The sequence below is a fragment of the Fulvivirga ligni genome (assembly GCF_021389935.1).
Classification (GTDB): Bacteria; Bacteroidota; Bacteroidia; order Cytophagales; family Cyclobacteriaceae; genus Fulvivirga; species Fulvivirga ligni.
In genome coordinates, this window is sequence record NZ_CP089979.1 from 5525819 (window position 1) to 5546930 (window position 21112).

The 21112-nt window shown below is 36.4% G+C and carries 17 protein-coding genes; 4 read left to right on the forward strand and 13 right to left on the reverse strand.

Annotation, left to right across the window (positions count from 1 at the left end; translation table 11 throughout):
• The first annotated feature begins 443 nt into the window (after positions 1–443).
• Complete coding sequence (locus LVD16_RS23395; RefSeq protein WP_233770721.1) at positions 444–1409, forward strand: potassium channel family protein; 966 nt, start codon at positions 444–446, stop codon at positions 1407–1409.
• 349 nt (positions 1410–1758) lie between these two features.
• Here the strand turns inward: LVD16_RS23395 and LVD16_RS23400 are convergent, their stop codons facing one another.
• The 3 genes from LVD16_RS23400 to LVD16_RS23410 all read right to left on the reverse strand — a co-directional run bounded on the left by LVD16_RS23400 (position 1759) and on the right by LVD16_RS23410 (position 6165).
• Complete coding sequence (locus tag LVD16_RS23400; RefSeq protein WP_233770722.1) at positions 1759–3189, reverse strand: phytoene desaturase family protein; 1431 nt, start codon at positions 3187–3189, stop codon at positions 1759–1761.
• Positions 3189–4058 (reverse strand): SDR family oxidoreductase, encoded by an 870-nt coding sequence (locus LVD16_RS23405; protein ID WP_233770723.1) that lies wholly within the window; start codon positions 4056–4058, stop codon positions 3189–3191. The genes LVD16_RS23400 and LVD16_RS23405 overlap by 1 nt, the downstream gene beginning before the upstream one ends.
• Before the next feature lie 250 nt (positions 4059–4308).
• Positions 4309–6165 carry a transketolase gene (locus LVD16_RS23410; RefSeq protein ID WP_233770724.1) on the reverse strand — a complete coding sequence of 619 codons (1857 nt, stop codon included), beginning with the start codon at positions 6163–6165 and terminating at the stop codon, positions 4309–4311.
• A gap of 512 nt (positions 6166–6677) precedes the next feature.
• On the opposite strand from LVD16_RS23410, the gene LVD16_RS23415 reads away from it, so the two are divergent.
• The 3 genes from LVD16_RS23415 to LVD16_RS23425 all read left to right on the forward strand — a co-directional run bounded on the left by LVD16_RS23415 (position 6678) and on the right by LVD16_RS23425 (position 13411).
• Positions 6678–7849 (forward strand): IS3 family transposase gene (locus tag LVD16_RS23415; protein WP_233770725.1). Its coding sequence is split into 2 segments (ribosomal slippage): positions 6678–6945 and positions 6945–7849, totalling 1173 coding nucleotides; the frame shifts between segments, so codons are not numbered across the junction.
• A gap of 286 nt (positions 7850–8135) precedes the next feature.
• On the forward strand, positions 8136–12692 hold the full coding sequence (locus LVD16_RS23420) for a chemotaxis protein CheB (protein ID WP_233770726.1): 4557 nt from the start codon (positions 8136–8138) through the stop codon (positions 12690–12692).
• Positions 12693–12982: 290 nt separating this feature from the next.
• Complete coding sequence (locus LVD16_RS23425) at positions 12983–13411, forward strand: hypothetical protein (protein WP_233770727.1); 429 nt, start codon at positions 12983–12985, stop codon at positions 13409–13411.
• Here the strand turns inward: LVD16_RS23425 and LVD16_RS27900 are convergent.
• The 10 genes from LVD16_RS27900 to LVD16_RS23470 form a co-directional block, all read right to left on the reverse strand.
• A complete protein-coding gene (locus LVD16_RS27900) occupies positions 13398–13634 on the reverse strand; it encodes a T9SS type A sorting domain-containing protein (RefSeq protein ID WP_370687651.1) in 237 nt (78 codons plus the stop codon). The two genes, LVD16_RS23425 and LVD16_RS27900, sit on opposite strands and share 14 nt — an antisense overlap.
• Positions 13635–13973: 339 nt before the next feature.
• Complete coding sequence (locus LVD16_RS23430; protein ID WP_233770728.1) at positions 13974–14354, reverse strand: hypothetical protein; 381 nt, start codon at positions 14352–14354, stop codon at positions 13974–13976.
• A gap of 249 nt (positions 14355–14603) precedes the next feature.
• Entirely contained in the window at positions 14604–15350 is a 747-nt protein-coding gene (locus tag LVD16_RS23435) for a hypothetical protein (RefSeq protein ID WP_233770729.1), read from the reverse strand.
• Between the two features lie 15 nt (positions 15351–15365).
• Positions 15366–16136 (reverse strand): DUF8473 domain-containing protein, encoded by a 771-nt coding sequence (locus LVD16_RS23440; protein WP_233770730.1) that lies wholly within the window; start codon positions 16134–16136, stop codon positions 15366–15368.
• A complete protein-coding gene (gene traM, locus LVD16_RS23445) occupies positions 16133–17362 on the reverse strand; it encodes a conjugative transposon protein TraM (RefSeq protein WP_233770731.1) in 1230 nt (409 codons plus the stop codon). Before traM ends, LVD16_RS23440 begins: the two co-directional genes overlap by 4 nt.
• Positions 17363–17426: 64 nt before the next feature.
• A complete protein-coding gene (traK, locus tag LVD16_RS23450; protein WP_233770732.1) occupies positions 17427–18047 on the reverse strand; it encodes a conjugative transposon protein TraK in 621 nt (206 codons plus the stop codon).
• Between the two features lie 2 nt (positions 18048–18049).
• Entirely contained in the window at positions 18050–19156 is a 1107-nt protein-coding gene (traJ, locus tag LVD16_RS23455) for a conjugative transposon protein TraJ (protein WP_233770733.1), read from the reverse strand.
• Positions 19157–19166: 10 nt separating this feature from the next.
• Complete coding sequence (locus LVD16_RS23460) at positions 19167–19790, reverse strand: TerB family tellurite resistance protein (protein ID WP_233770734.1); 624 nt, start codon at positions 19788–19790, stop codon at positions 19167–19169.
• 3 nt (positions 19791–19793) lie between these two features.
• Positions 19794–20423: a hypothetical protein gene (locus LVD16_RS23465; protein WP_233770735.1), complete on the reverse strand. Its 630-nt coding sequence runs from the start codon at positions 20421–20423 to the stop codon at positions 19794–19796.
• Positions 20420–21100, reverse strand: a complete 681-nt coding sequence (locus LVD16_RS23470) for a hypothetical protein (RefSeq protein WP_233770736.1) — start codon at positions 21098–21100, stop codon at positions 20420–20422. The genes LVD16_RS23465 and LVD16_RS23470 overlap by 4 nt, the downstream gene beginning before the upstream one ends.
• Positions 21101–21112 lie beyond the last annotated feature (12 nt).

Here is a 21112-nt window from a genome sequence, read left to right on the forward strand (position 1 = left end):
TCCGCTCATTTCTTTTATAGGGTCAATCTAACCAATTTAATATTAAAAATGAATAGAAGCGTTTTGTGAGACTCTAAAAAGCTATTAAAAAGGCATTAATTCTATACATGTGTCTACTGCAGAACTTAAAGTCCGGACTAGAAGCTCGAACTAGCAACTATCCTTAATGCTCGAACCAGGCAGGTGAAGATAGGAACTTAGAGTTCTCTGCGAGTAACTCTCAGTAAGGACAATCTTTTTTTCTCGGAGATTGGGTCAGTTGGATCAAAATCGTTTTTATATCCACTTAGCTTACAACGAAGTATAACATTGCTTATAGCAAGACAGTTACCTACATGAATAGTTTGAAATTACTTCGGACTTAATATGATAATACATTATTTAAAATGACCTATCTATTATTTATCACCGGTTTACTTTGTACAATAATTACAATATACGATATGATCTACACTATACTAGCACCCCGTGGGGCTGGTTTCATAGCGGATAGGATTTCAAGAAAAGTCTGGCGATTTGCCCTTACACTGGCCTCCCATGATGGTAGAAGTAAGATGCTTAGGTTTATCGGACCTCTAAACTTATTATTCATATTACTGACCTGGATCATTCTGCTATGGTTAAGCAATACTTTAATGGTTTATTCTGACCCTCATTCTTTATGGTCTTCCTCTGATAATGAATACGTTCAAGGCTTTGTGGAAAGTTTATATTTTACATCATATGTGTTATCCTCAATGGGCAGTGGTGACTACACACCAGCATCTGACTGGTGGCTGATATACACCGGTTTCATCTCCTATACAGGGGTAGTATTCATAAGTTTGGGTATATCGTTCTTGCTTCCAGTAATAGAGGCCATAATACTAAAAAGAAAGGTGAGCGTAATAATTAACGGATTAGGTAAAAATCCAAAGCAAATTTTAAACAACTATAAGCATGAAAACTTTAAATCATTTTGTCAAAAATTAGAAGATCTAGAGCCCGAGTTAATAAAATTAGCACAAAACCACCTAGCCTATCCTGTGATACATTACTTTCATTCTGAAAATCTCTATGAATCTCTTTCAGTGCAACTAGTAACACTAGATGAAACCATGTCAGTCATCTTATATAAAATTAAGGATGAAAACATTGAAAACAGACTTGTTGTAGAACGATGTTACAAAGCAATGACCTATTATCTATCTACTCTGGCCGCGGCATTCATTGAACCAAAAGATGATGAGCCAGAACGCCCCAATACAAATTACCTCAATGACATTAGCAAATCAGATGCTGCTCTGAGTAATAGTGATGATACAAGCTTAAGTGACAGAAGAAAATTACTATTGGCCTACTTACAAAATGATGGTTGGAGCTGGGACGACATCGAGCAAGAAAAGGATGAAATTAAATTGAGTAAGTGAAAATAAATCGTTGTAGATGGTACATTAATTTTTTTCTCATTTTATTTATTAACTCTAATTCCCACTTTCATAGTTTCCTAAGACATACTAACAACTACCACACAAAGACCCGATACCATTACCTAGATCATTTCTATTAATACCCTATGCAGCTTCCAAGTACCAACATGCAAATAGGAGTTAGCAACATTTAAGACCAAGAGCGTCCTGTATGACTAATTATTAAAAGCTTAATATAAATCAGATCAATAATCTGCTTTAACACTTGCTGCAAGTGGACAGCTTTTCATTTATAATCATAATATGATTAACCTAGAGCGGATTATACAATCTTGAGATTTGTAGCGGTTTAACTAAGCCCTTCAAAATGTCCCTTAAACACCTGTTGAGCAGCGTGAAACCCGCACATACCATGAACACCCCCTCCTGGTGGTGTTGATGATGAACATAAGTAAATTTGTGAATTGGACGTATTATAGGGAGAAATTTTCATCACAGGTCGGGTGAAGAGTTGGGTAATGTCTTGTTTGCCACCGTTAATGTCTCCTCCGATAATATTGGGATTAAAGGCTTGCATTTCTTTAGTATTCTTGGTGGACCGAGCTAGAATGATCTTTTTAAATCCTGGTGCAACTTGTTCTATCTGATTTTCAATCGCTTCTGTTCGATCCTCAGTACTTCCATTAGGCACATGGCAATAGGCCCATGCAGTATGTTTTCCCTTCGGCGCACGAGTTTCATCAAACACTGTATGCTGAACTAAAAGAACATATGGAGCATTTGTAAGTCGTCCTTCATTACAGCTTTTTTCAGATTCTTTAAGTTCTGCTGTAGAATATCCTAAGTGGATTGTACCTGCTTTACGGCACTTTTCATTGGTAAAGGGAATAGGATCATCTAAGGCCCAGTCCACCTTAAAAATTCCCGCGCCATATTGAAAATTGCTTAGTCTTTTACGGTAGAAATTACTCAAATTAGTATTTCTGATTTTAAGCAGTTGTTTAGGGGTTACATCACAAATATAAGTTTTGGCACTTGGCACCTGTCTCATATCAGTAACAGGAGCATTCAGCACCAGCTCTCCTCCCATAGATTCATAATAGGAAACTAAGGCGTTAATAATGGATTTTGCACCACCTTCAGGAAAAGGCCAGTTATATTTATGTGCCATGCAACTTAGCACTAGCCCGAATGCGCTGGAAGCCCACGCATCTAAAGGTAAAGTAGCGTGAGCAGAGGCGCCATAAAAAAAGGCTTTTGTTTTTTCATTTTGAAAGTAATGGTTACTTAACCGCTCTGCTGATAGCATAGCTTTGAGTCCAAACTGTATAAAATCTAATGGATGTTTGGGAATGGTAAGTGGCCCTAGCATGTCAGGGGCTATGCCTTCCCATTTTTTAGTAAGATTATCAAAAATATGGCAATAAGCTTTCTGATCTACACCCAATTGGGCAGCTGTTTGAGAAACGTCTGCATAGGCCGCCAATGCACTCCCATCCAAAAATGGATGAGCATATGGAATTTCTGGAAAAATCCATTTTAGACCATGTTTTTCCAACGGAAGGGTTTTTAAAAAAGGAGATGCAAAAGCCATTGGATGAATAGCCGACCCCGTATCATGTAAGAAACCGGGTAAGGTCAATGATTCGGTTTTCGTGGAACCACCAGGAATACTCCCACCCTCATAAATAATGGTTTTGAGTCCGTGCTGCTGCAGATAAATGGCTGCTGAAAGTCCATTGACGCCACTTCCTAAAATAATGCAATCGTAATGCTTCATCAGGGTAGATCATTTTCATCTATTGTATTGAGATATTCTTCAAAGGTGATGCTACCATTCTTTTCGCCAATCATATCATGTGTAATGATATATTTAAAAAAACCTATTTTCTCATGTAAATTTTTATCAAAAATCTGCGGTAGTACCGCACCTACATTCGCTACAGTATGAGGAACTTTAATAACTTTACCTCCAAATCGGTCTTGTACCATCTTGGCCATTTCATAACGGGTATGAATTCGTGGACCTCCGATTATATGTACCCCAGTATTTTTATTTTTTAAAGTCCTGATTACCACTTCTGCCATATCTCCCTGTGCAATACTATTTGTTTTTGCTTCACCTTCTCCAATAATTGGGATGACCTGGTGCTTCGCCATGATTGCTAAATCGTGTAAGCCGGAATAAAAACCCACTGGCCTTAGAATACAATGATTAATTTTTGAATTCTGAAGACTTTCTTCAAAATGTTTGTGGCTCCTAGGAATTGCAAACTCGTCATTGTTCCCTGCCTCTTTTATAGATATATATATATAGTAGGATACTTTATTTTCAATAGCGTCTGAAAGTATTTCAGCATTTGCAAGATAATCAACTTCATAAAACGAATCTGCGGAATTTGAAAAGAGGCTAACGCTCTTACCCATGCCCGAAATTACAGTACTTATACCGTCAGTAATCCCCACAACACTCTTTGGATTCTCAACCGGATCTGCAATCCAAATATCATCGGTATAAGGTTTAAGCTTTTCTAAACCGCTAGAAGAGGTGGTATGACCTCTGAACGGAATAGCATCTCGCTTTAGTCTTTTAGCAATTTCCAAACCCAAAGATCCGGATGCTCCCATTAGTAATATATTTGCTTGCATACTATTGTAGATGGATAATATAATATGAACATGAACTTACATTATTGTTATAAGGTTCAACTATGACAGCTAACACCCGTAGATTCCATTCAGCCATAAGAAGATAAGCCTCAAAATTCTTAGACCATCAGTAATAAGACAACTGTGCTTTCTAAATGTTATATTAAATAAAATTCTCCCATAGTCAGTCTAGGTTAGCTTAAATATCAAGTTACAGAACCGCCGGATTTTACTTAAGCACCAAATGTGTTTAGGAATACTTTTTAACTTCTTCTACTAGATGTAAATAGCTAATTCCTGCATCACCTAAAAGCTTATCCATAGAACCAGATCGAGAAATCTTTTCTACAGCCATTTTTTTGATGATTTTAGAATTGATTGTCCCATTTAAGGCTGAGCCGATAAAATCTCCCATTCCACCATGAGCAAAATGATCCTCAATTGAAATTATTATTGGTCGTTCAGTTTCCTTAAGGCAATTATTTAGTGTTTTCTTGTCGATTGGATTAATTGAGTAACAATCTACGACTCTCACATGAATTCCATCAGCCTCCAAACTATCTGCAGCTTTGAGTGCTTCGAAAACTGTTATACCCGTTGCTACAATGGTTAAAAGGTCATTTGATGTCTTTCGTAACACCTTGGATCCTCCAATTCTAAACTCATCGAGATTTGAATAAATAATTGGTGTTTCCGGACGTAAAATACGCATATAGCTAAAACCTTCATGCATTAAGGTTAATGGCATAAGTTTAGTAACCGCCATAGCATCAGCTGGTTGTAAAATTATTGTGTCAGGAATGGCTCCAAACAGAGCTATATCTTCCAGTGCCATTTGGGAAGGTCCATCTTCTCCTATAGAAACACCTACATGGGTACCTATAAATTTTATATTTGCATTGGATACTCTCGCCATGCGTATTTGATCAGCGGCTCTCGTAAGAAAGGCTCCAAAAGTTACGACAAATGGCACTTTCCCCAGACGAGATAATCCTACGGCTGCAGAAACCATATTTTGCTCAGCTATAAAACACTCCACAAAACGTTCAGGTAGTGTCTCGCAAAATTTTTCAGTGTAAGTTGAATTTTTGACATCTGCATCTAAAACCCACAGGTCGGACCTTTGCTTACCTAATCCTGCAAGAAACTCACCAAAGACCTTCCTCAAGCTAGTTTTTTCACCGGGATTGAAGGAAAAATCCAATGAGACATCATCATTTTTAAGAGTTTCACCCTCAGTGACGTGAACTCTCTTCAACTCAAACTTTAACTGGTCATCTACATTCCCAATTTCTTCAAGTGCATTTTTCAACTGTTCATTATCAAGCCCCTTACCATGCCATTGATCAGAATTTTCTAAAAATGAAACCCCTTTACCTTTGTAAGTTTTCATTATGATAATCGTGGGGCTACCATCATTATTAGCAACAGCCGTTTGTAGAGCCTGATCACATGCTAGCATGTCATGTCCATCAATTGTAATTACTTTAAACCCAAAAGCACGAAAGCGATTTTCATAGGATACTAAATTATGACCAAACATGGTTTCCCCGCTTTGAGCTAGTCTATTTATATCGGCAATTGCAATAAGATTATCTAACTGATGGTAAGAAGCAAAGTTAGCAGCTTCCCAATTCTGTCCCTCAGACAACTCACCATCTCCAAGCAGTGCAAATGTTTTAAATGTTTTATTCTCCCTTTTTGCCAATAAAGCTAAACCTGCTGCAACAGAAAGTCCCTGCCCCAAAGAACCTGTAGCGGCTTCTGTAAACTTAAAATCTGGAACAGGATGACCTTGAAATCGGCTTCCAAACTTACGCAGTGTCTTTAACTCCTCTAAGGGATAAGCACCTGCGACTCCAAACAAAGTATATAATAATGGGGCCGCATGACCCTTTGACAATACAAAACGATCATTATTACTATTTAAGGGGTTTTTAAGATCATACTTAATGTATTTATCAAATAAAACAGTGGTTATGTCTACAGCAGACAAACAGGAGGTGGGGTGACCAGACCCCGCTGCTGTAGTAGATATTAAGCACCATTTTCTTACTACCGCCGCTTTACGATTCCATAATTCTACTAATTCTGATTGGCTTTTCATAGGAAGGTATTTTGAAGATTAGGTTGAGATAACAAATCATCATTTCCTTGAGTAATTCGTATTGTCCTATCTTAAAATCAATAACAGGATAATTGCAAAACAGTTATGTTTTTATAACATAATTTTGCAATTACAGCTAGTAAAAAATGGAACCTTGACTTAAATTTTCTCATTATTTTGTATGCCTAAAAAATGAGCTGTGATGATCATAATATAAACAGGCGGGATCAGGCGAGATTGGTCATATTATAGTGAATAAGAAGTCTCATTCATCAATTCCAAGGATGTATTTCAGAATTTCAATTTATTAAATTATTCACAAACTTTGTAAATAAGGGAGAAACATCCCTTTATACCCAGGAGCCAATCTAACTATGTCACACTAACTCATAATGAAAGGCCTAACGTAGTGTTATAAGCGAATGATGTATCAGTAGAGTCAAATGATCTACTGGACCTGCTACATTTGATTGGACAGTAAGTTAAGCGCTTTTGAGTTAAATTTACTAAATATGAAAAGAGCAAGAAGAGAGTTTGACAAGGAGTTTAAACAAATGGCAGTGAACCTGTGTCTGTCAGGAAAAAGTACAAGGGAAGTAGCTAATGAGCTTGGTTTAAGAACTGAACTGGTTACCCGATGGAAACGTGAATACAATGAGTACAAAGAAGGTAGTTTTTCAGGTCACGGTAAGCAGAATTTAACCTCAGAACAAAAGGAGATAGCCCGTTTAAAACGAGAACTGCATGAAGCCCAGCTAGAAAGGGATATCTTAAAAAAGGCAGTAAGCATCTTCTCCAAGGGAGACAACAAATATTCCGGTTCATAAAGGAATACAACCACAAATTTGGTGTTGAGAGGATGTGTAAAGTACTTAAAGTCAGTAGAAGTGGTTTCTATAATTGGAGCAACAGAAGGCCATCAATGAGAAAGCTGGAGAACGAAAAGGTATCCGCATGTATCAGGACTATACATAGCAATAGTAGAGGAAGGTATGGTAGCCCCAAAATCACCGAGGAGTTACGAGACCTGGGTTGGCGTATTTCTCGCCCCAGAGTGGCAAGAATCATGCGTGAGCAGGGCATTAGAAGTATTATTTGCAGAAAGTTCAGAGGAACTACCACCCAATCAAGACACAACTATCCAGTAGCTAAAAACCTGTTAAACAGAGATTTTCAGACAAAACTTCCGGGGCATAAATGGGTTTCTGATATTACCTACATCCCCACTAATCAAGGCTGGATGTATTTAACCATCATAATGGATTTGTACGATCGAAAGATTATAGGATGGTCATTGAGTAGGTCTATGGCCTGCCATGATACAATATGGCCAGCCTGGAGAATGGCTTTAATTAATAGGCCAACAACAAACCAATTAATATTTCATTCCGACCGGGGAGTTCAGTATGCCACCTATTCCTTTTCAGATCACCTCAAAAGTAAGGGTATACAACAAAGCATGAGTAGAAAAGGTAATTGCTGGGATAATGCCGTGGCCGAAAATTTCTTTAAGATACTGAAGTCAGAACTGGTCAAGCATACCAATTTCTATAGTATTCTTCAAGCCAAGAATGACCTGTTCGAATTCATAGAAATATGGTATAATAGAAAAAGAAAACATTCACACTTAGGATATAAAACGCCTGAACAATTTAATAATCATAACTATTCAAAATGTGCTTAACTTATTGTCCAGTTTTTTGTTGCAAATCCACTACTAAAGATTTACATTATTGCTAAAAGGGAAAAAATTTCAGATTAAGTGCAATAACACAAAATCTAATTTTAATCCTTTTATAGGCATTTCAAATTATTTCAATTATGCGTGTAAAAGTAAATTATCACCATTATACTCGATAAATCTTATAAATAAGTTAAGAATAAACATTTACGTATCTTTATACTTATAAACATTGGCAAGTATCATCATTACATGTGGTACTTCAAAACCTACACATAACGATTTCCTTATGCCTTCATCACAGAACCCATTGATCATTGGAATTGGCGCCTCGGCAGGAGGACTAAAAGCCTTGCAGAAATTTTTTGATAGTGTGCCTGTTGATTTACCTATTGCCTATTTTGTAATACAGCATTTGGATCCTAATCATTCAAGCATGTTGAGTGAATTACTTGGAAAAAATACTATGCTAAAAGTGGTTGATGCTTCTGATAATACATCTATATCTAGCGGCCACGTATATATTATCCCTCCAGCGAAATATATGGAGATAAGTTCAAGTATGATAAGAATAACGCCAAAGAAAGAACTAACAGGGAAACGTACAGCAATTGATCACTTTTTTAGATCTTTGGCACGTCAATGTGGTGAGAAATGTGTAGGTATCATTCTTTCGGGATCTGGAAGTGATGGTACTGCGGGTTTAAGGGAAATTAAAGCTGCCGGGGGGTTAACATTAGCTCAAAATCCACAATCAGCCGAGCACCAAGGCATGCCAAAATCGGCAATACAGGCTGGTGCAATAGATAAGGTAGCATTAGTAGAAGAGATGCCATCACTCCTACTAAATTATATTAAGCACCCCCTAGCACTTAAAGAAGAAAAGCAATTAGTTGACAAAATATCTAATAATACTTTAGAACGCGTAACTGAAATACTAGCTATACATGAAAAATTTGAATTAAGTCAGTATAAGCCAAATACCATATATCGCAGAATCACTAGGAGAATGAGTTTAACTGGCTTTAAAGACTATTATGACTACATACAAGAATTAGAAAGAAACGCCGACGAACGAAAACAACTGACAGAAGATCTCCTGATAAACGTGACAGATTTCTTTAGAGATAAAGAAGCCTTTGAGGTTTTACAAAAGCAGGTGATACCCGATATTATTAAAAAAGTAGATAAAGGGGAAGATATTCGTGTTTGGGTGGCTGGCTGCGCGAGTGGAGAAGAGGCTTATTCCATCGCCATTGTTATACTCGAAGCCATCGAGAAACACAATATAAAAAATGAACTTAAGATTTTTGCCACCGACATTGATGAGGGCGCTATTAAATTGGCACGTAAAGGTGTTTATCCTTCTAGCATCATTAAAGAAATTCCCGAAAACTACATTGGTAAATACTTTATTGATCAAGGAAATGGGACTTATCAAATCAAAAGTACAGTACGAGATCTGATTTCTTTTGCACACCAGAATGTAGCAAGCCACCCTCCTTTTTCTCACATGCATCTCATTAGTTGTAGAAATCTTTTAATATATGTAAGGAGGAAGGTACAAGAAAAGATTCTAAATGCATTTTATTTTGCTCTAGAGGGTGACTCATTTCTTTTTCTTGGTAGCTCAGAGACAATCAGCAATAAAACTGACTTTTTTAGATCAGTATCTAAAAAATGGAGGATATACAGAAAAATACCTGGAAGAGATAAAGAGACCTTACTTTTACATCATCTTCATTTAGAGAAGAATAGTCCTCCCACATTATCTATTCCTTCTTATTCTGTAAGGAAATCAAAAGATGAGCTTAGTTCTAGAATTGATCTAATGCGAATCGCACTTTTGGATGCTCAACTTTCTGCTTCTGTAATTATAGATGAATCCGGGGAAATATTATATTATCATGGGAACCTGAAGCCCTTTATGAATTTTCCTATGGGTGAACCCCAAAATAATATTATGCAACTGATTCATTCTGATATTCGATCCAGACTCAGAGGTTGCCTTTACAAACTAAGAAAGAACGGCCAAAAGCAAATTTTTCATTGCTCGCTGGCTATTAGGGAAGAACCTAATACTCAAAGTGAAATAATTGTTAAATTAAGCATATTACCAAATCAAAAGTTCACTGAAGGTCAAGCCATTTTAATAACTTTTACTGAATCATCAGAAATCATTAAAGACAGAATTGATTTACCAAGTGAAGAAGAACAAAATATTAACCGAAGCCTTGAGATAGAGCTATCAGAAACTAAGGAAGAATTACAGAATACTATTGAAGAACTTGAAAGTAGCACGGAGGAACTAAAAGCTTCTCACGAAGAGGCTTTATCTACTAATGAGGAATTACAGTCAGCCAATGAAGAGCTAGAAGCGGGGTCGGAAGAATTAAGATCTTTGAACGAAGAGTTGAGCACCGTTAACAATCAGTTGAAAGAGAAGATAGAATTATTGCAACAGACCAACAATGATATAAATAATTTTTTTTCCAGCACGGACATCCCTACCCTGTTTCTGAATACTAAATTAGAAATTCAGCGATATACACCTGCTACAGAAAATTTACTTAAGATAGGCAGCCAAGATATCGACAGGCCAATTTCATCTTTAGGTCGAGATTTAGTAGATGATAACTTAGTAGAGGAGTGTCATAAAGTATTAAAAAACTTTCAGCCTATACAAAAAGAAAAAGCAGGTCCAGATGATAAATGGTATATAAGAAGAATTACACCATATCGTACGGAAGAATTAAAAATTGAAGGTGTAGTGATTTCATTTCAGGATATAACTGAAGTTAAACAGCTATCTAAAAGAGCAGAAGCCCGAGAGCGTCAGCAATTAGTGGTTGCTCAATTAGGAATGATGGCACTAGAGGGTGCAGAGCCAGAAGAAATGATGCACCAAGCCATTAGACAAGTGGCACACGTACTGAATGCGGACTATGCCAAAATTTTAAAATACCAACCTGAAGAGCATAATTTACTACTAATTGCAGGTACAGGCTGGAATCCAAATTCAGTAGGTCATATCACAGTGCCAGATGATTATAATTCACAGGCTGGTTATACTTTGCTTTCAAAAGAACCAATCATTGTGAAAAATCTATCAGAAGAAAAACGCTTTAAGGGACCAGAATTACTGCTCAAGCATAATGTGGTGAGTGGGATTAGCTGCCTAATCAACCATACCAAGCCTCCTTTCGGAATTATTGCAGTACACACAACTACCTACAGAGAATTTACATCAGAGGATGCTCATTTTTTGCAATCTGTAGCTAACATGATATCAACTGCACTGAAGACCAGGGAGCATCAAGAAAAATTACATGCCAGTGAGGAGCAATTTAAAACCATATCCAACTCCATCCCTCAACTGGCCTGGATAGCTGATCCTTCAGGTTATGTTTATTGGTATAATCATAGATGGTATGACTATACAGGTACCTCCAAAGAAGAAATGGAAGGTTGGAAATGGAAAAGCGTCCATAAAAAAGAGGAAGTCGATCGTATAATCGAAAAATTTAAATTGCATATTAACAATGAAGAGGAATGGGAAGACACTTTTCAATTACGTGCAGCCGACGGTACCTATAGATGGTTTTTGTCACGAGCAAAACCTGTAAAGGATAAGCATGGAAAAGTCTTAAGCTGGCTAGGAACAAACACGGATATTAGTGAGCATTTAGAACTTGAAAACTCTCTTCGAAATGTAATTAAGGAATTAGAAAATACAGATCAGAGAAAAAATGAGTTTTTAGCAGTATTAGGTCATGAACTTCGCAACCCACTGGCATCTTTGCAAGCTGGAATAGAACTTTTAGACACTGAGCAGCTGCCAGCAAAGAAGATAATAGACATTCTTGGCAGAAGTGTGTCATCAATAGGACGGTTATTAGATGATTTACTGGATTTATCTCGTATTTCCCGTAAAAAAATTGATCTAAAACCTGAGATTATTAACATCAGTGAACACTTAAATCAATGCCTTACTAGTTTAAAGGGTCTGATGGATCAGAAAAAGCAAACAATATCGGTCCATATCAATAGAGGTATATACATTTATGCAGATCCACTCCGGCTCGAGCAAATATTTGTCAACATACTCACTAATGCTCATAAATATTCTCATGAGGGTGGAAAAATTCATGTAGACGCTTGGCAAGAGCGGGAAGCTGTTTATATTAAAATTGAAGATAATGGCATTGGTATTCCAGTAGATAAACAAGAAGAAATTTTTAAAGATTTTTATCAAATACCTCAAACTGGGAAGGCAGCAGCTGGTTTAGGTATTGGACTTGCGTTAGTGAAGCATTTAGTAAGTCTGCACAAAGGAGAAGTAAGAGTAGAAAGCAAAGGTTATGGGCATGGCGCATGTTTTACTCTCACTTTTCCCGCCAAGCAAGCCCCTTCTAATTTTGAACCAAATAAGATGAAAGTTCACTTAGCGGAAGAAAACCCGAAAGACGCAAAAATCGTTCTTATTGAAGATAATCCGGATATTTCTCTGATGATGAGAATGATATTAGAAACATTAACCTGTGAGGTTTTTAGCGCCAATAATGGTTTGGATGGGACTAAGCTAATCATAGAAGAAAAACCAGATATTTCCTTCATAGATATTGGGTTGCCAGATATTACAGGTTATGAAATTGCCATGAGGCTGAGAAAAAAGAAATATAATGGGATTCTCCTTGCCTTATCAGGATACAGCCACCAGGCAGCGAGAGTAAGGTCATTAGAGTCTGGTTTTAATGATCATCTAGCTAAACCATTGGGAAAGGAACAAATAGTATCGATTTTTAGAAAGTATATATGGAATCAGCTGCAGGCCACATCAACTTAAGGATTCAAAAGCAGGCGTTTAATTAATTATTAGAGGGGCTCTAGCTTAGGCAGTTCTACCTAGAAATGGTAAATTTTGTTATTGTTAAATTAGACCTATCAATCAATTTAATGCAGTCTAAATTTAATCATAAATGGATTTAAATAACATAGATAAAGATTAATTTAGCCTATAATTCGTTACCAATAATACCTTAATACCATTTAAATCACCAATATAATTCAACGGAGTAATATATAAATTAGCTATCGGCAGTGATGTGTTAAATGTAATATTCAAATTCTACAACTATGGAAAATTTTAAACTATTTTTCATCGTATTATTATTGGTCAGCTGTAATAATCACGAATTTATCAATGAAGATTTCGCGATTGGATGGAAATTATCATCTTTAGAATTAGGGTTATCTGGTGAGATTGTAAAATCAGAGGATTTGTCTTTTGAAGAAACTTACTATTTTAATCAGAATAATAGTTTTACAAAAATTAGGACTGAAAAAGACCAAATCCTAAAAGCTGAAGGAACCTATCTATTTGAAAGCTCTGGTGATGTCACAAAATTAATTTTAACTTATAATCAAATAAATGAGTTAATTGAAAATTGTGATGGAAGTGATACTGAAATCCTTATCAATGAAGATAATCAACAATTAATCGGTGGCCCCAGCTCTTGTGATGGCCCTATATATACATATATGCCTTTTATTAAAAGGGATTAATTGGTTCAAGATAATTTTTTCTCGCAACCTGCACTTGATTTTCTATAATGATGAAGTAGCATCCTGCTGATAAAAAATCTATGTTAAGTATAGTACTTTGATCTTTTATGTATCTGCGGATTAATAACTGTCCAAGGCTATTATAAATAGTAAAATAATACGGTTCGAAACATGATTCAGTAACTGAAATATTAATTATTCCTTCATTTGGATTAGGACCTATTTGAAATTCATTTCACTATCACATGGAATAGTAGGATTGTTAGTAGGAGTTAATCCTTTAAAGAGACTTTGAATATAATTCGGTAAATCAATCCCAATTCGTTTATCAGTCCAATCCGGAGAATTAATGGTTACATTAGAATCTTTCCCGATTTCATTTGGGTTATTAATAACCATTAACAAATTGACTCCTACAGATGCATTTTGTGAAAGGTTCCAGCTCCATATATTTTACCGTCTGGACCTATTTGTAGACTAATGTTAGCAAGGCCATAATAATCTTTTGCCTCAGAATTATTTTTTAATAATCCAATTCTACTTTTGGCAGGTTCAGGAATAGTTAAATCAATTGATAAAGTAAATCTCCCTGATTAATTCCACTATCAGCGAAACCATGAAGATAAAGAATTTCACTATTTGGGGAGAATGAAACGCCATATTGTAAGGCATAATTTCCTAAGGATCTAGGGTAGGATATCACACCTGTCTTATTATTAAAATCAAAAATTTCAAATGGAGCCGAAACTGCTAATTTACCTGTTTCATCGGTTTGTCTTAAAGTTACTGCCAGCATACCATTGTCTGGTGAAGCTTTCATATGACCTTGTAACTCAGTGAGATTATATTTATGAATTTGACCTACAGATATAGTTTGGTGTAACAATAAACCATTTTCACTCAGAAGATAAATTTTAAATAAATTATTATCTATACCGTGCAATATTATCCAGTAATCTTTTTCATTTGCATGAGGAATAGCCGCTATTTTTTCAGTTACAGTATATGTTTGTGACTAGTTTCAACATCATAACAAGAGACATATTTTTATAGAATAATGGATAGATGATTGCCTAGATGTCTGTTTGCAGAACATTCTTAGTTTCTCAGAAATAAAAAAAGTACACCAACAACAAATGATGGGTGGGAGATCACTAGAAGGGGTTGCCGGTGTACCTAAAATCTGATTACATTACAGAGAAACCCGCTTGCTTTTCTTAGAACTCACCTCTTTCTTATTTTCAGCTTTGAGCTCTTTGAGTTGATAATCTGAAAGTTTTTCAGACTTCATTTTCTCATTAAAGGCATGTATCATACGTCCCTGAGGGTAGGCCATTAAATACAATGTCTTTTCATCATTACTGCTAGTAGCGATAGTGACTTTTTGTAAATTACCCTTTTCTAAAGACCGTATCATACGCTGTTTTAGGTGCTCTTGCTGCAATTCTTTAATAGGATATCTATTCAAAGATTTTTCTAAATTAAAACCCCAGTTTTCATGATATCGATGCACCAAAAAGTTACCTTTTCCATCCTTCTGGGCCATATTAAGTTTCAGCCAACTTTTATATGGTTGATTTTCTTGATTGTATTGCAATTTATATACAGACCTTCCTTCAAGCAGATTAAACATTTCCTTCGCAGATAGACCATGTCCATTATTAATGTAAAATGCTTGTGATTTTTCACTTTTGCCATTTAGTAAAGTTGCTTGAATCTGATACAGAAAAAACAAATCCGTTTTTTTTGATTGGCTAAAACTCAATTCATAGTTCATGATTTTTTCTTTTTCATCCACTCCGTTAAAATATTTGGAGGTCGTAATCTGAAACTTATCCTTACCTTTATTTATTTGTTCCTCCAGGTTCTTGTTCAAGTGATCCTGAAAACCCAAATAGAATAATCTTTCCTTAAGGTATTCTACGTTTTGATCATTCATGACATTTAAATTTAATTAGGGTATTAATAGATTTGCCTCGAGTAACTGAGCGGGAGTTAGCTTTATTTTTAAATTCCTTTGATTCGAATTTCCCATTACCTCAACATGCAGCATTTTACCTTTAGTCAAGACTTGATTTGGAAAAGCTATGACAACATTTATGGCATCCTTTGTATGATTTGTTATTAAACTTTTCACTGGTATCTCTTGCTCTTGGTATGACACTCTTTTAAGCTTTTGACGGCTTTTAATGTATAGGCGAACAGATGCTAAATCCCACGGTATGGAAGTATGGTTGTTAATTTTCATATGCATCAACATATATTCATTGAAAACCTTTAATCGAGGGTATTTTACTTCAATTCCTTGTTCAACGCACTTCTTAAAAGATGGGTAGGACCGATTAATCAAACTTTCCATAGCTTGACCCAACGTTAATTTTGCCTGATCATATTCTAGTGCTTGTTGTTCCTTGAGATGAAAATACAGGGTATCAGGTTGTTGGTTATAGCAAATATTCAACTGAAACAAACTCCCATTGGCCGTTCTTACCGTTAAATTAGATTCTTCAAAGCCTGTATAAGCAGCTTTTAGTAACAGTGCACGAGGCATTCCATCTAATTTTTTAACCATATAGCCATCACTCCCTCTATCCACAGTCTGTACATCGTGGTCAAAGGTTATGGTAGTGGTTTTTAAATAACTTAACGGTATACAATTATCTTGAGCTGCTATGTACAGTGTCGGAAAAGCGGCTATCAATAATGTTAAAATGATCTTTTTCATAGCAGTGGATTTTGATTAAATGATAACTGGCTTCTTGCTTGACTCCTGTCTACTAATATCACTTGGTAACCCTGAGCCAGTGTTACTGCCGTTTGTTTCACTTTCTTACCCAGCATGTGTTGTGCAGTTGTAATACCTGCAGTGGTCATTTGAGCAACCGTATTTTGGTTTATCCCAAATTCTGGAATATCATTGAGTATATCCTGGGAACTTCGCTGCACCACTTGACGTCCAATGGCATCAGGCACATAAATGCCCTCAATTCCATCTAAATCATATACAGATAAAGCAACTGGAAGGATGTTTTGCTTATGATAGATACCTTTGATTTCAATTAATAGCCTCTCACCTCGTAATTGACATTCGCCGAATACAGGTGTTCCTGCGTTTAGAAGATATTCACCTACTTTCATTGAATGGGATAAGTATAGCTTGACAGTAGCTCCATTGATCAAACGTTGCTCTTCCTTTATATAAGCACTCAAATTTGGCTGAAAAGAAGTTTCCTCTCTGTTTTCATCCGAAAAACCATAAAATCGATTATATCTGTTTTGATTTGATCTTTTCGTAAATTCAGCGGAGACCACAGGAAGGGCTCCTAAATCCTCCTCGTTTCTCAATTTTTCCATTCTGTGCTCCACACGTTCCGGATGTTGAACATCTAGCACTTTGTCCAACAAATTGGCGATTTGCTGCATTTCAGGGTCTTGTTCTTCTTGTACCTGAAGCTGCCGCATTAATAACTCCAACTTCTCGATTTCCGGGTCCTCCGGCTCTAAATTCAATTCCTCGTTTAATTCTATACGTGCTACAGAATGCGGTATAAAAGTTGTGCGCTCTTCTAAAACCTCTAGACTTTTCCCCAGTCGTTGTTGCTGCTGCTGAAGGACGCTATCAGCCTTACGAGTAGTGATTTCATTAATGAGCTGATCTGTTATAGTGTCTCCTGACAATGCTACTATTGGATAGTATGGATCATTCTTTCTTTTCTGTTGCAGTTTCACAGAATCGCGATCCGATATTTGATAAATATTCAATTTATCCCAGAGATCCCCATCACTAACCAAAGCTTCAGGCAAATTTAAGTTTAGTCCTCCTGCAAACAGGGACCGGTTAGGGTTTTTCTTTTCGCCTAAGGCCCAAAATAATAAAACTAGAAACGGTAATATTATCAATGGTAAAATGACCAGAGAACGCGGATTTTTATGGGTGGTTAATGATTTCATTATAATTGATTTAGTGGTTAGGATATTGTTGGCATAGCATTTTCCTTGATTATTGAGAATATATCTATCGCTTAATCTTATTAAGATTTTTATTCTCCAAGGTATGCCAACGTTCTATAAGTAAACCATGTGGATTATGGTCAGTGCGTGCCACCTGCCTGAGGTAGCCTTCTGTAATCAAACTTCTTTCTACAATTGAGGTAGGCCTTATTATTTTCTGCCGTCCATAATATCGAAAGTAAAATGGGTATGATTCAATGTCGACAAAGACACTGTCAAGTTTAATTTCTTGACTGATATTACCAGAGATGATATTTGCATAATAACGATTCTCAACCAAGTTATCATATTGGCGTTTAGCACTCTGATCTGCCATATACAACGCCTGATGTAAAGATCTCTTTATTGCCTCATCATCAGGATCCAGGGTAAAGAAGTAATGATGAAACATTTTAACATGATCTCTCGCTTCAACAGGTATATTATCTTTACTTGAACTTGCTAACGCCTGCAATACCTGTCCTTCAGACAGAAGATAAATTCTACTCTGCGCTTCATTCACTTGCTGACGACATTGATATACCATGTAGACATTCAATGCGACAGAGGCTGAAATTAAAAACATTGTGAACCCTCTGACAAATTGAAAAGCATGTTCAATATTTTGGAGTTGCTTAAAGATCATGATTACCCACTGATTTTTTGAGATTTATAATCCCGAGTATTACCAGGTGATGGGGAAATTGTTGTGCCAGCAATCACTTGAGGTGCCTTTCCTCCTATTTGGATCGGTGATGCAATAAATACATGTGATACTTTGTGTAACAAACTATTTACACCTGATGCATGAACAATATAATTAGCTACTGAAGGCACTGTGAAATACCCAGCAACACCAATGATCAGGAATACTAAATAGGCTGTATCAGCAGTGCTGAAAAAAGTCTGTCCTCCCTGATCTATTTGTCCCAGATCAATTACCAACATATTTTCTTGGATTCTACCAATGATACTCCCAAAAATATTAGCCACAGGGAGCCAGAGGTAAACATTGATATATCGGGCCAGCCAGACAGTCAAGGTATGTTGAAACCCGTCATAAACTGAAAGTGCAAATACCAAAGGACCAATGATGGCCAATATAATGAGATAGAAAGTCCGAATTGTATTAATGCATAATGAAGCGGCCTCGAATAGCAATTGTAAAACTTCAGACAACCATTGCTTTATAGCATAGCGAAAATTAAAAGCTGCCTTTGCCATTGCAAATCGCATACTATTACTGATGCCTTCAAAAACGCCTTCCTCTCCTTCTCCAGGATGGGTATAGCGGTACCACAAATCATAATCTCCTTCGCCAATAAACATTTGTCCCGCTGGCGTCTCCATCAAGGCTTGCTCTTTACGTTTTAATAACTCATCAATGGCCACCTGAGTATTATTAACCATGCTGGCTGTACCTTTTACTAATGGTGATAAAACTCCGTTGATCAAACTTATTACTCCAGGAAAAAGCATAATTGCCAAGCCTAAGGCAAATGGTCTTAACAGCGGATAAAATTCGATAGCTTCCGCTGAGGCAATATGTTTATAAACTCTCGATGCTATATACCACATCGCTCCAAAGGCTGCTATACCCTGTCCAACCCCCAGTAATTGCTCACACAAGGGTAACATGTCATTATATAGATCGTCTAATACAAGTTGGAAACTATGAATCTCAGAAGTTTGAGCGTATGTAGGCACGACCAACAGACATAGCAAAAAACAACAAATGATTTTTGGGCGTAACATAATATTTCGGTTAAGGTTGTAACCAGTTACGGTAACTTTGGATTTCTTTACTCTCGCTTTCTCTAGACTTTAGAACAGCTAGAACGACATCATTGAAGTAGCATACTCCCTGGTATAATTGCTCAGACTGATCTGCTATTCTATCGATAGTCATCAATCTTTCTTCATCACTCATCCTTAATTGACGATCTGTTGTGACCATGATGAGTTCTTCTAGTCCTTTTTGACAATGATCGAAAAAAGCTGAGTAAATTTTCGTTGCATAACTAAGCTCTTCTGATTTAATTAATGGGTTGCCTTTAAGCGCTAACCACACTTTCTGCCATTGATCCTTAATGTCCTTTTGTCTTCTGATGCACTCTGCAATCTTGTAATACTTCTTGATCCCTGGATTGACGGTGTAAAGGCCATCTAGAAAAACCTCATGCAATTTATAATTACCTTGAGCTATGCCCTTTACAGTATTATAACCACGACTCAATATGACATACCCTTTGTACATATTTTCCAGTATTTTCTTAAACTGCTGAAGCTTTTTGATATTTAGTACCAGCTGAGCAGCTTCTTGTTCCTGTGCTTGGATATGCATGTTACAACTAAGGCATACAATTGCTATTAATATTACTTTTCTCATCAGCTAATCTTTAAAAATGTTTATTTTTTCATGCTCACGTGCGCGTTGTTTCATTATCCATAGCACAGTGTCATATATTTTCATGATATCCAGTTGAATCTGGTAGGCTTGAATATGAAGTCTCTCAAGGTTATTTAGCCTTTCATCAGGCTTCATCTTCCAATAATAATTCTGCAATAAGGTGTTCAAATCATTCTTACAGTTTGTTAGTTTGGAGCCAAGCACTTCCGCCGTAGTTTTTAGAGTTACTCTTTCGGTTTCTGTTAAGAATGTATTTGACAGTATTATTTCAATTTGAAGCAATTGTCGTTTGGCACCTTTAATTCTTGTATTTATAAGGCTTATTCTAGGGTCATTTTTCAAAATTACAGGTACAATATCGTATGTATCCAAATAGTCTTGATCTAGGCTAAAAGTCCCATTTTTTATATTGCTAACTGTATTCCAACCCGTCTTTACGATGTCATAACCTTTCTTCACATACCCTATGTAAAGCTGTAATAGCCCAACCTGCTTGATCAGGTATTTGATTTGCGTTTTCTTTTGATTAGTCCACTCCTCCTTATTAGGTACTTGTCCATTAACCTGTGTAACACATATTATTATAAGAGAGATAAATGCTATTTTTTTCATGGATATAATTTCTTTATACCTAATATTTCATGCTTCGATATAGTGCGTGCGCGAATCACCTGATAGACACTAAAATTCAATTTTCTTAAAGCCTCAGCGTGTGATTCCAATGATGTGGCCACCTCGCTAATGATTTCCAAACGTCGACTATCAGTAAATTGACCTTCCATTGCAAGGACTACCTGGCCTAGGCGTTCCAGGTCATTTGCACTTTGGGCGATAAGGTTAGCATATGCATGTTCTAAATAATTTATCTCAGCTATTGATAATGCAGGATGGTCATTGATAATAGCCCAAGCTTGTTGATACTCATTTACGAGGTCCTTTTGATGCCTAATTATTTTTTCAATCTGCTTAAAAGACGCAATAGCTTTTTTCACTTCCCATAGTTCGTGGTAGTACTTTTCAAACAATTTCCTATGTTTCTCAGTCCACTCAGCAATTTGATCTAGCTTAAGTTTTGATAACTTGTTCTCAAGAATTTTCTGAGCATTTTGCAACTCAACTTTCTTATTTTGTAAACGCTGAACCATCAGATCAATAGCTTTGATAATTTTTTTAATTATCTTCTTAATGATAACTACGATGGGATTACCAGCATGCACTTGACTTATAGGCGCACACGTGATGGTGACCACCTGAAAAATCAGGAGCCATATTATTTTATTTACCTTCATAGATCTTTTGTT